General features: G+C 65.3%; 10 protein-coding genes. 8 read left to right on the top strand and 2 right to left on the bottom strand.

The annotated features are described in order from the left end of the window. Positions 1-92 precede the first annotated feature (92 nt). The 8 genes from uxaC (at position 93) to ILT42_RS04600 (ending at position 8,979) form a co-directional block, all read left to right on the top strand. Positions 93-1,496, top strand: coding sequence for a glucuronate isomerase (gene uxaC / locus ILT42_RS04635; RefSeq protein ID WP_204214141.1), 1,404 nt, complete (start codon positions 93-95; stop codon positions 1,494-1,496). Between the two features lie 53 nt (positions 1,497-1,549). Continuing rightward, positions 1,550-2,734 carry an ABC transporter substrate-binding protein gene (locus ILT42_RS04630; RefSeq protein ID WP_204214140.1) on the top strand — a complete coding sequence of 395 codons (1,185 nt, stop codon included), beginning with the start codon at positions 1,550-1,552 and terminating at the stop codon, positions 2,732-2,734. Positions 2,735-2,759: 25 nt separating this feature from the next. Continuing rightward, positions 2,760-3,830 (top strand): ABC transporter ATP-binding protein, encoded by a 1,071-nt coding sequence (locus tag ILT42_RS04625; RefSeq protein ID WP_204214139.1) that lies wholly within the window; start codon positions 2,760-2,762, stop codon positions 3,828-3,830. Positions 3,831-3,839: 9 nt separating this feature from the next. Next, a complete protein-coding gene (locus ILT42_RS04620; protein ID WP_204214138.1) occupies positions 3,840-4,754 on the top strand; it encodes an ABC transporter permease in 915 nt (304 codons plus the stop codon). A gap of 5 nt (positions 4,755-4,759) precedes the next feature. Next, positions 4,760-5,602, top strand: coding sequence for an ABC transporter permease (locus ILT42_RS04615; RefSeq protein WP_204214137.1), 843 nt, complete (start codon positions 4,760-4,762; stop codon positions 5,600-5,602). Between the two features lie 7 nt (positions 5,603-5,609). After that, positions 5,610-7,082, top strand: a complete 1,473-nt coding sequence (locus ILT42_RS04610) for a mannitol dehydrogenase family protein (RefSeq protein WP_204214136.1) — start codon at positions 5,610-5,612, stop codon at positions 7,080-7,082. Positions 7,083-7,223: 141 nt separating this feature from the next. Then, the gene (locus ILT42_RS04605) at positions 7,224-8,120 is read left to right on the top strand and encodes a transglutaminase family protein (protein ID WP_204214135.1); all 897 of its coding nucleotides are present in this window, start codon (positions 7,224-7,226) and stop codon (positions 8,118-8,120) included. A 46-nt stretch (positions 8,121-8,166) separates the two neighbouring features. Beyond that, positions 8,167-8,979 carry a transglutaminase-like domain-containing protein gene (locus tag ILT42_RS04600; RefSeq protein WP_204214134.1) on the top strand — a complete coding sequence of 271 codons (813 nt, stop codon included), beginning with the start codon at positions 8,167-8,169 and terminating at the stop codon, positions 8,977-8,979. Positions 8,980-9,022: 43 nt separating this feature from the next. On the opposite strand, the gene ILT42_RS04595 is transcribed toward ILT42_RS04600, so the two are convergent. Further along, on the bottom strand, positions 9,023-10,228 hold the full coding sequence (locus ILT42_RS04595; protein WP_204214133.1) for an ATP-grasp domain-containing protein: 1,206 nt from the start codon (positions 10,226-10,228) through the stop codon (positions 9,023-9,025). A gap of 170 nt (positions 10,229-10,398) precedes the next feature. Next, positions 10,399-11,889: an undecaprenyl-phosphate glucose phosphotransferase gene (locus tag ILT42_RS04590; protein ID WP_204214132.1), complete on the bottom strand. Its 1,491-nt coding sequence runs from the start codon at positions 11,887-11,889 to the stop codon at positions 10,399-10,401. Positions 11,890-12,254 lie beyond the last annotated feature (365 nt).

The raw sequence follows: 12,254 nt of genomic DNA, 5'->3' as shown, positions 1-12,254 counted from the left end.
GATCGGATCTCTAAGGTCTTCGACAATGGCATTAGATGCCGTCCAAACAAAGATGCATGGCCCGGAATGAGCCGCCAGGGAGTTTCGCCACGATGCTGATCCACGAGGACAGGCTCTTCCCCGTTGATCGGGACACCCGCGCGGTGGCGCGCCGCCTGTACGAGCGCGTGCGCGATCTGCCCCTGGTGTCGCCCCACGGTCATACGGATCCCCGCTGGTACGCCGAGAACGAGGCGTTCCCGGACCCCGCGACCCTGTTCGTGATCCCGGACCATTACATCTTCCGCATGCTCTACAGCCAGGGAGTCCAGCTGGAGGATCTCGGCATCCCGACCCGGGACGGCAGCGCTGTGGAGCGCGACCCGCGCAAGATCTGGCGCCTTTTCGCGTCCCATTACCACCTGTTTCGCGGCACCCCGACCCGGTCCTGGCTCGACCACACCTTCGCGACCCTGTTCGGCTTCGAGGAGCGCCTGTCGGCCGTCACGGCGGACGCCTATTACGACCGGATCGACGCGGCCCTGCGCACGCCTGACTTCCGTCCCCGCGCCCTGTTCGATCGTTTCAACATCGAGGTGATCGCCACGACGGAGAGCCCGCTCGACGAGCTGAAGTCGCACGAGACGATCCGGCAATCGGGGTGGGGCGGGCGCGTGGTCACGGCCTACCGGCCCGATCCTGTGGTCGATCCCGACTTCCAGGGTTTTCGCGACAATCTCGTCCGCTTCGGCGCGCTGACCGGCTGCGAAACCGCAACCTGGGACGGGTACCTGGAGGCGCATCGCAAGCGGCGGGCGTTCTTCCGATCCTACGGCGCCACCTCCACCGATCACGGCCACCCGACCGCGCGCACGGCGGACCTGCCCCGGCACGAGGCCGAGGCCCTGTTCGGGCGGGTGTCGAAGGGCGAGGCGAGCGCGGCCGACGCGGAGCTGTTCCGGGCCCAGATGCTCACCGAGATGGCTGCCATGAGCGTCGAGGACGGCATGGTGATGCAGATCCATCCCGGATCGTCCCGCAACCACAACCGCTTCATCGTCGAGCGCTTCGGCCGCGACATGGGCGCCGACATCCCGTCGCAGACCGAGTATGTCGGAGCCCTCAAGCCGCTGCTCGACCGGTTCGGCAACGAGCGCGACCTGACGGTCATTCTCTTCACCCTGGACGAGACGAGCTATTCCCGCGAACTCGCGCCGCTGGCGGGCCATTACCCGGCGCTCAAGCTCGGTCCCGCCTGGTGGTTCTTCGACGCCCCGGAGGGCATGAAGCGCTTCCGCGAGCTGACCACGGAGACGGCGGGCTTCTACAACACCGTCGGCTTCAACGACGATACCCGCGCCTACCTGTCCATTCCGGCCCGTCACGACGTCGCGCGCCGGGTCGACTGCGCCTATCTGGCGGGCCTTGTGACAACCCATCGCCTCGACGAAGATGAGGCGCACGAGGTGGCCTACGATCTCGCCTATCGCCTCGCCAAAGAGGCCTACAAGCTTTGATCCCCGGCGCGTGCACCAGAAGCCGCGCCGCAGGGAATTTGAGGGAGGATATCATGACGAACATCACCAGACGCACCTTCGTGGGCGGTGCCGCCGGCGCCGCGGGCTTCGCGGCTCTCGGCGGCCCGAGCTTCGCGCAGCTGGCCCTTCCGAAGGAGCCCGTCGCGCTCAGCGTGATCGACGTGGCCGGCAACCTGGCCCTGACCCAGAAGGCCATCGAGAACTACCGCAAGGCCAAGCCCAATCTCGTCTCGCGCATCACTTTCACCAAGGCTCCGGCGCCGGAACTCGCCGGCAAGCTGAAAGCCCAGCAGGATGCGGGCCGCGTCGACATCGACCTCGTCCTGACCGGCACGGACGCGCTGTCGGCCGGGCTCGAGCAGAAGCTCTGGGTCGAGCTGCTGCCGAACCATGCGGGCGCGCTGCCGAAGCTCGACGACATCTACCTTCCGGCCGCCGCCAAGATGCAGACCCTGGCCAAGGGGCAGGGCGTGGTGGTGACCTATTACCCGTCCGGGCCGCTCTTGGAGTACATGCCCGACAAGGTGAAGACCGTTCCGACCACCGCCGAGGAGCTCCTGGCCTGGGCCAAGGCCAACCCGAACCGCCTCATCTATGCGCGCCCGGCCAATTCCGGCCCCGGCCGTACCTTCATCATGGGCCTTCCCTACATCCTGGGCGATTCCAACCCGCAGGATCCCGCCAAGGGCTGGGACAAGACCTGGGCCTACCTGAAGGAGCTGGGCCAATACATCGAGTACTACCCGTCCGGCACGGGCGCCGTCATGAAGGAGCTCGGCGAGGGTTCCCGCGACATGACGGTCTCGACCACGGGCTGGGACATCAACCCGCGCGTGCTCGGCGTGGTGCCGAAGGAAGCCAAGATCGCGGCGCTCAAGGGCTTCCACTGGGTGGCGGACGCTCACTACATGTGCGTGCCCAAGGGCCTGCCGAACGAGAAGCTCGCCGTTCTGCTCGACCTGATGAGCTTCCTTCTCACCAAGGAGCAGCAGGCCTACACCTACGACGAGGGCTATTTCTATCCGGGCCCGGCCGTGAAGGACGTTCCGCTCTCCATGGCCCCGAAGGAAAGCCAGGACGCCATCAACGAGTTCGGCCGCCCCGAATACGCGGATCTCATCGCGAACAATCCCATCGAGATGCCGCTCCAGCCGGACCAGATGGTCGTTGCCTTCCGTCTCTGGGACGAGCAGGTCGGCGGCTCCAAGCGCAAGTAAGTTCAGTTCAAGCAAGAGGCCCGCGATGACCATCGCTCTTTCCAAGTTCGACGAAGTCCGACTCGACCGCGTGAGCCGCGACTTCGGCGCGCTCAATGCCTTGCGCGAGGTCAACCTGACGATCAAGCGGCGCGAGTTCATCGCGCTGCTCGGCCCGTCCGGTTGCGGCAAGTCCACGACGCTCAACTGCATCGCGGGCCTCCTGCCTGTCACCGGCGGAGCCATCTGGCTCGACAAGCATCGCGTCGACACCCTCAAGCCCGAGGAGCGCGGGTTCGGCATGGTGTTCCAGAACTATGCGCTCTTTCCCCACCTCAACGTGCGCCAGAACATCGGCTTCGGGCTCAAGATGCGCGGCACGCCCAGGGCCGAGATCGACCGCAAGGTCAACGAGGCCATCGGGCTCGTGCGCCTGCAGGGCCAGGAGAACAAGCTGCCGGGCCAGCTCTCGGGCGGCCAGCAGCAGCGCGTGGCGATCGCGCGCGCCATCGTGATCGAGCCGCCGCTCGTCCTCATGGACGAGCCGCTCTCCAACCTCGACGCCAAGCTGCGCCTCGAGATGCGCGCCGAGATCCGCCGCATCCACAACGAACTCGGCGCCACCACGATCTACGTGACCCACGACCAGGACGAGGCCCTGTCGCTCGCCGACCGGATCGTCGTCCTGAAAGATGGCATCGTCCGGCAGGTCGGCACGCCCAAGGAGCTCTACGAGGCTCCCGCCCACCTCGACGTGGCGGACTTCATGGGGTTCCGCAACCGGCTTAAGGGCAAGGTCGTGTCCCACGAGAACGGCCACGCGGTGATCGACGTGGAGGGCGCGCGGTTCAAGGGCGTCGCCCGCGACGCGCTCGCCCCCGGAGCCGCCGCCGTGGTGGCGGTTCGCCCCGACGACATGGTGGCGAGCGACGAGGGCCCCCATGCCCTGAAGGCCGTGGTCGACACCATCGAGTATCGCGGCCGCGAGTTCGTGGGCACCGCGCACTCGGCGCAAGGGTCCGACCTGGTGTTCCGCTCCGACCACACGGTGGAGCCCGGCAGCACCGTCCACCTGACGGCGGATGAGCGCGTGCTCATCTTCCCCGGCCAGAACTAGGAGGGGCCGATGACCGCCTCCGTCACCACCACGCCCGCCCGGGACGCCTATGGCCCGAACCTGCGCCAGCGCCTCGCCGCGCGGGGCCTGGATGCGGTCACGCTGCTCGCCGTGCCCGCCGCGCTCTTCAGTCTGGCGCTGTTCGTCTATCCCTTCGCCTTCGGCCTTGTCCTGTCCTTCGAGCCCAAGGCCGGCGGCTGGCTGTCGAACTACCAGCGCTTCTTCGCCGATCCGTTCCTGTACGAGACCATCGGCAAGACCCTCTGGCTCTCGCTGCCGGTCACCCTGCTCAATCTCTTCCTGGCCGTCCCGATCGCGTTCCGGGTGCGGCTCATGCGCAACCAGCGCCTGCTCACCGCGATCCTCGTTCTGCCGATCACGCTGGGCACGGTGCTCGTGGCGGAAGGCCTTCTGAACTATCTCGGGCCCCAGGGTTGGTTCAACCGCACGCTCATGACCTTCGGGCTCATCTCGCAGCCCTTGAAGCTCGTTCACAATTACTGGGGCGTCTTCGCGTCGCTCCTGATCACGGGCTTCCCGTTCACGTTCCTGCTCACCCTGTCCTACGTCACCGGCATCGATCCGGCCCTGGAGCAGGCGGCGGCGACGCTCGGCGCCAATGCGTGGCAGCGGTTCCGGCACGTCTACCTGCCGCTGCTGATGCCGGGCTTCGCGATCACGTTCTGCCTGTCCTTCGTGCAGGCCTTCTCGGTCTTCCCGTCCGCCGTGCTGCTCGGCGCTCCCGCCGGGCCGACCCGCGTGATCTCGATCGCGGCCTATCAGGCGGCGTTCGAGGAATACGACTATTCCATGGCCTCCGCGGTCGCGATGATCATGGGTGTCGTCCAGCTTGCCATCGTGGTCGCCGTGCTGGCGTCGCGCGGGCTGTTCTACCGTGGCCCCGCATCCGGCGCGAAAGGGTAACGCCCATGATCCGCGACACCACTCTCGGCGCGAAGCTCTGGGCCACGGCGGTCTGGGCCTTCGTGATCTTCTTCGTGCTCAACCTCTTCGCCATGATCGGCACGGTGGTGACGAGCTCGTTCGCCACCCGCTGGCTCGGCACCTGGCTACCGGCGGGCTGGACGACGCGCTGGTACTACTCGGCCTGGAGCGAGTTCCAGCTCGGCGACGTGCTCCTCGTCACCTTCCAGGTGGTCGGTCTCGTGGTGCTGATCTCCGGAGTCCTGGGAGTCACGGCCGCTTACGCGCTCGCCCGGCGCGACTTCCCGGGCAAGCGCCTCCTGATGCTGCTGTTCCTGCTGCCGCTGCTGATCCCGCCGATCACCTTCGGCATCCCGCTGGCGACCGTCCTCTACCAGACGGGGCTGGCCGGGACGTTCTGGGGCGTGGTGGCCGCCAACCTCGTGCCCACGGTGCCGTTCGTGATCCTGGTGATGATCCCCTTCATCGAGCAGATCGACCCCAAGCTGGAGGCGGCCGCGCGGGTGTTCGGGGCCAACACCTTCAAGCTGTTCATCCACGTGCTCCTGCCGCTGCTGCTCCCGGGCATCCTGGCCGCGCTGCTGCTCGTGCTGGTGCGCACCATCGCGATGTTCGAGCTCACCTTCCTGGTGGCGGGCCCGACCAGCCAGACCCTCGTGGTGGCCCTCTACTACGCGGTCTTCGCGGCCGGCGTGCGCGCGGTGCAGTCCATCGACGCCATGGCGGTGGTCTACATGGTCACGACCCTGATCTGGCTCGTGGTCGCCCTGCGCTTCGTCAACCCGGCGCAGATCGTCACCCGCGCCAAGCAGCAGCCCGCGCATTGAGGATACGATGACGAAACGTCTGAACGACGCCTTCCTCGGGACGCTCCCCGAGGACATCCGGCGGCCTGCCTATGACCGTTCCACGATCACGACCGGGATTGTGCATCTGGGCGTCGGCGCCTTCCACCGGGCCCATCAGGCCGTCTATACGGATGACGTGCTGGCGGAGGATCTCCGCTGGGGCATCGTCGCCGCCAGCCTGCGCAGCCCCGATACTTACGACGCCCTCGAACCCCAGGATGGGCTGTACACCCTGTCGGTCCGCTCCCAGGACGGCGAACGTCTCCGGGTCATCGGTTCGATCTCCCGGGTCATCGTCGCGCCCGAGGCCATCGAGAGCCTGCTGAAGGTCATGGCGAGCCCGGATGTGCGGATCGTCTCCCTCACGGTCACCGAGAAGGGCTATTGCCACGACCCGGCGACGGGCGCCCTCAACGAGGCGCATCCCGATGTCGTTCACGACCTGGCCGAGCCCCATCGGCCGAGGTCGGCTCCCGGCTTCCTGGTCGAGGCCCTGCGCCTGCGCCGCGCCGCGGGCGTCGCGCCCTTCACGGTGCTCACCTGCGACAATCTTCCGTCCAACGGCCGGACGGTGAAGCGGGTGCTGACCCGGTTCGCCGAACTGCGGGATCCGGACCTCGGCGCCTTCGTGGCCCGGGAGGTGGCTTGCCCATCGACCATGGTCGACCGGATCGTGCCCGCCACCACGGACGACGACCGCGCCCGCATCGGGCAGGCGCTGGGCGTCGCCGATGCCTGGCCCGTGGTGACCGAGCCGTTCACCCAATGGGTGATCGAGGACGACTTTCCGCAAGGCCGCCCGGCCTGGGAAAGGGTCGGGGCCGAGTTCGTCGCGGATGTCGAACCCTACGAGCACATGAAGCTCCGTCTCCTCAACGGCAGCCACTCGACCCTGGCCTATCTCGGCTACCTGGCGGGCTATGAGACGGTCTCCGATACCATGGCGGATCCAGCCTTCGAAAGGCTCGTCCAGGGCTTGATGGACGAGGAGGTCACGTCGACCCTCCATATGCCCCCCGGGGCCGATCTCGATTCCTACAAGCGGGCGCTGATCGAGCGCTTCAAGAACCCGGCCCTGAAGCACCGCACCTGGCAGATCGCCATGGACGGCTCGCAGAAGCTGCCCCAGCGCCTGCTCGGCACGGTGCGGGACCGCCTGAGCCAAGGCGCTTCCATCGATCGGCTCGCCCTCGGCGTCGCCGCCTGGATGCGCTACGTGACCGGCACCGACGAGAGGGGGCAGCCCATCGACGTCCGCGACCCGATGGCCGCCCGGCTCAAGGCGCTGGCGGATGGGACTAACGGGGATCCGGCCCAGCTGGCGCCGGCCCTGTTCGGGGTCTCCGAGATCTTCGGCGACGACCTCCCGGCCGACCCACGGTTCACACAGGCTGTGACGGGCGCCCTCACGCTCCTTTACGCCAACGGGGCCAAGCGGACCGTGGCCGAACGGGCCTGAAGCGTCCGGGGTGCGGTGCGCCGCACCTCGGTCTGCCTTTGATTTGGGCAGACTGGCGCGAGAAACGCCCTGATTTGCCGGCGCGGTTCGGCTACCCTTAAAGTCCCGGACCCCGAAGGGACCGGGATTTAGGGTGGAGACATGACGGTTCTGTCCGTCCGACACATTACGACCTACCGCTATGCCAGGCTCGTGTCCTTCGGCGAGCACAGGATCATGTTCCGTCCTCGTGACAGCTATGATCAGCGCCTGATCGAGGCCCGCATCGACATCGATCCGAAGCCCTCCTCGCTGCGCTGGATCCACGACGTGTTCGGCAACTGCGTCGCTCTCGCCCGCTTCTCCCGGCAGGCCTCCGAACTCCGTTTCGAAAGCAACATCCGTCTCGACCACACGCCTGCCAACACGCCCGATTTCCAGATCGAGGACTATGCCCGCACCTATCCGTTCTCCTACTCGGCCGAGGAGATGCCGGATCTGGCCCGCCTGATCGAGCGCCAGTATCTCGATCCGGAGCATCAGGTTCTGCGCTGGGCCAAGCGGTTCATCAAGCAGGGACGCCCGACCGACACCGGCGAGCTTCTCATGACGATGACCTTTGCCATCAAGGAAGGCTTCACCTATGCGCGCCGTTCCGAGAAGGGCACGCAGGATCCTATCACGACCCTGACGCTCGGGCGCGGCACATGCCGGGACTTCGCCGTTTTGATGATGGAGGCCGTGCGGGCGCTGGGCCTCGCGGCCCGCTTCGTCTCGGGCTACATCTATATCCCCGACCGGGACGGGGAGGGCCATGTGGGCGGCGGCTCCACGCACGCCTGGTGCCAAGTCTACCTGCCGGGGGCCGGATGGATCGAGTTCGACCCCACGAACGGCATCATCGGCAACCGGGACCTCATCCGCATCGCCGTCGCGCGCGATCCGCGCCAGGCAATCCCGCTGTCCGGGACTTGGACCGGGCAAGCCGCCGACAGCCTCGGGATGTCGGTCGAGGTGGATGTGCGTTCGTTCGAAAGCGCTCTGAGGGAACCAGCTTGACAAGAGCGGCTTGAGTTACCGATTCCCCTTGCCGGAAAGGCCAGTGATGAGGATCCACGCAGGTTACGATATCGCCTTCGAGTGCCCGCAACCCACCCCGATGATGTTCATGCTCAATGTGCATCCGTCGCGGGAGCCAGACCTGGTCACGCCGGATCGCCTCACGGTCGATCGTCCCTTGGGAACCCATGTATACCGTGACGGCTTCGGGAACGTCTGCACGCGCTTGGTTCTTCCACCCGGCCTCACCCATCTCTCGGCCGATTTCCTGATCGAGGATTCCGGGCTCCCGGACGAGGTCGCGCCCGGTGCGGGGCAGATGTCCGTCGAAAGCCTGCCCGACGATGTGCTCGTCTACCTCTTGGGAAGCCGCTACTGCGACACGGATCGCCTCTCCGACATCGCATGGCAGCTCTTCGGGGAGGTGCCGAGCGGTTGGGCGAGGGTGCAGGCGATCTGCGACTACGTGCATGATCGCATCACCTTCGGGTACGAGCACGCCAGCGCCACCCGCACGGCCTGGGACGGGCACAACGACCAGCGGGGCGTCTGCCGGGACTTCGCCCATCTGGCCATCACCCTGTGCCGGTGCATGAACATCCCGGCGCGGTACTGCACGGGATATCTAGGCGATATCGGCATACCGCCGGTGGACGCCCCCATGGACTTCAGCGCTTGGTTCCAGGTCTTCCTGGACGGGCGATGGTACACCTTCGACGCGAGGCACAACGTGCCGCGCATCGGCAGGATTCTCATGGGGATCGGCCGGGACGCGACGGACGTCGCTATCTCCACGAGCTTCGGACGGTCCACGCTCACGAAGTTCGAGGTCGTCACCGACGAGGTCGTCGCGGCCTGATGGGCCGCGACGCGAGTCACGCGAGACGCGTAAGCCTTCGCACTCAGCGGGTCGTGGAGGATTTCACATCCGCGGCCGTGTCGGAGCCGGCCTTCGAAGCGGTCATCTTGAGCATCGCTTCGTCGAAGATCTCCCAGGCGGTCACATGGTTGGGCTCCGGTAACCCGAGGCGCCGTCGCGCATCGAACGTATGCCAGAGGCCGAAGTCGCCCCTGGCGCGCACGCGCGCATGGGGCGACTGGATGGTCGGGTAGATGTTCACGTCGGTGAAGACGGGGCTTCCATCGGGCCGCCTCAGGAAGTCAACCGCGAAGTATTGCAGGTCCAGCGCCTGGGCGATCTTCCCGAGCTGCTCGGTTTCCAGGTCGGTGAGGGCGAAGTTATACTCGAGCTTCACGCTGTGCTTGAGGCAGGAGTTCCAGTGGTCCGACAGGAGAACCTCGCTGGGCCGCGCCCTGCCGAAGAGGTAGTGGGCACGGTAGCGCGCGAACGTCCCGTCCGGCCGCACGGAATCGATGAACTCGAACGGCGCCATCCCGTCGCGGGGGCCGGAGTAAAGGTCGAGAAACTTGTCGCCGCCCTGTTGGGCGACGGTTTTGTAGACCACGTGCGTGCGACCGATATCCGATTCGTCGAACACCGAGCGCGGGACGGATACCCCCGCGGCTTCGAGCAGCGCGAAAGCGTCCGGCCGATGAAACGCGTTATAGGACCTGGGCGGGTTGACGATGACGGCCTGTGGCTTCGCATGGCGCGCGATCATGGCCTCGAGCCGCTGGCGCATTTGCGGCAGGATCGGGTCCTGCATGTACACCCAAATCACGTCCGCGTGCTCCAGACCCTCGTTCAGGGAGGCCGAGCAGGTGCGGCTGTTCTGGTTGATGGCCCACGCGGTGAGGGGGCCGAATGGCAGGCCCGAGTGATCCAGCGACAGCAGGCACACGTGCAGCGGCTTGGCTTGCGACCGGGCGCGGTACTGCCGCATCCAGGTCAGTGGCCCTCTGCCGAACCCGACCCGGTCGGCCTCGACCCCCGTTGCGAACCACAGCCACTGAAGCCAGGCATCGCGCCAAATATCGCGCTCGAAATAGGCCCGGAGCCGCAATCCGCGCATGCTATGCGCCACGGTCCCATGGAACTTGTGCCGGAATTCGGTCCAGCTCTGCTGCGAGAAAACGCGGTGCAACCCTTGAGCATAGTCCTGCCCCAGAGGATGCAGTACGGCAGCGGGATCCTCCTGATTCAACATTGTGGTTTCGATCCCCGATCGTATATGGGCCGACTTCTTGATCTCAATTCTCGCAGAAACCCGACGCGAACGAGGCTGCGATATGGGATAGACTGTCTAACCAGAAGGATTAGCGGTTTTTCTCGGCCGGCTATACAGGCCCGGTTGCGTCATCCGGACGAAAGTCCGCTTCAGTAGATGTCCCGATGGCGAAGCAGCGCGCCGACCGTCATGAAAAGAGTCCTGACGTCGAGCCAGAAGCTCCAATTCGCCACGTACCAGAGATCATGCTCGACACGGCGTTCCATGAGGTCGATGGTGGGGGTCTCGCCACGGAAGCCGTTGACCTGAGCCCATCCGGTGATGCCGGGCTTCACGTGCTGGCGATAGGCATAGGTCGCGATCGCCTTCTCGTAGTAGTCGTCGTGAGCCAAAGCGTGGGGACGGGGTCCCACGAGCGACATCTGCCCGAACACGACATTGAGGAGCTGCGGCATCTCGTCGATGCTGCTGCTGCGCAGCCAACGCCCGATGCGGGTCACGCGCAGGTCGCCGCGGGTGGCTTGCTGGACCACCGGCCCGTCATCCATGGTGGACATCGTCCGGAACTTGTAGATCTTGAAAGTCCGGCCGCTGAAGCCTGCCCGCGTCTGACGGAAGAAGATCGGCCCTCTGCTGTCGAGCTTGATCAGGATCGCCACCACGACGAAAAGGGGAAGCAGGGCGACCAGCGCCGCCGAGGCCGACACGATGTCGAACGTTCTCTTGATGGTCTGCTCGGCATCGCTCAGGGGGCGTCGCTGAAGCTCGGCTCCACAGATCGACCCGAACTGGGTCAGGGGTTTCCGAAGGAGGTTGCGAATATTGTCGTCGGGGATCAGGTAGATCGGCAGCGGCAGGACCCGCACACGTTCCAGCACGTGCCGAACGAGTTGCTCGTCCGACCAGGGCAGCGCCAGAAGCACCTTGTCCACCTCATGGCTGCGCGCGAAGGCCACGAGACGGCGCAGGGAACCATCGAGTTCCTGTTCGAAGATTTGGCGCCCGCTCTCCTTTTCGGACACGTGGAAGGTCGCCAGAACCCTAGCGCCTTCCATGCTCAGGGCATCCTGCGTTCCCGCATCAGCCCAATGGCGCGTGTCACCCACGATGACAAGCTTGTGGCCCTGGAGGCTCCCGGTGGAGATGGCGCGCCTCAGAAGGGGGCGCAGGCAGATCCTGAGGGCGATGATCGCGACGAGGCCAAGGCTGTAGAAGGACAGCATGGACCCGCGAGAGAAATCGCCGCCGACCTTGAGAGTGAAGGCGACCGCCGAGAAAAACAGAAAGACCAGGGTCCACATCAGGAACGGCCGGAAAATCTCCAGCCGGTCGCTCGCCAGCGTCATGAGCCGATAAGATCCGTAAGGTCTGAGGAGCGCGGCGTTCAGGGCCGCCATCGCGAGCCCGAGACCGGCCAGGGACTGAATTTCGATCGGACGGTTGGCAAAGTCGAAGGATTGATAAACGAGCGCGTGATAGGCGGCATCGCTGCCGATGCAGACAAGGGTGAGAACCAGAATTTCGAGGGCCACGAAGGCCGGTGTGACGCTGGCCTGCCGGAGAGCCGGCTTGCTACTGGGTTCCGACCAAACGCGGTCCCGGGCCGTGTCGTAAGCCTCGGGCTGATAACGTGATGTCATACGTCATTCTCCGTGAGTCGGCCTGAGGACGCGCAGATTGTCTCTGACGTAAAATGGGGCGTTCTGGTCCGGCAAGAGATCCGGGTCGGGCGGTTCAAGTACCGATCGAGTGGCTAACGCATGCCAGAATCCGCCTCATTCGATGCATGCCGAGAAGTTTAGGATAGGTCGGTATAATGTCAATGTAGCTCATAAGTAATAACCAATATAAGCTTAGGTTGTACTTCGATTAACATTCGTTTGTTCAAAATTAACAAATGATATCTCGCAAGTGATACCAGAAAGTCCTTCCGTTTGCAGTGCAGAAAGTATATTTATATTGGATAGCGCCTGCTTCGGTCTCGTGCGGTCTGTCGACCGAAAGT

Origin of the sequence: Microvirga pudoricolor, assembly GCF_016892705.1 — a bacterium.
Classification (GTDB): domain Bacteria; phylum Pseudomonadota; class Alphaproteobacteria; order Rhizobiales; family Beijerinckiaceae; genus Microvirga; species Microvirga pudoricolor.
This window is presented reverse-complemented; position numbering and strand designations above follow the sequence as displayed.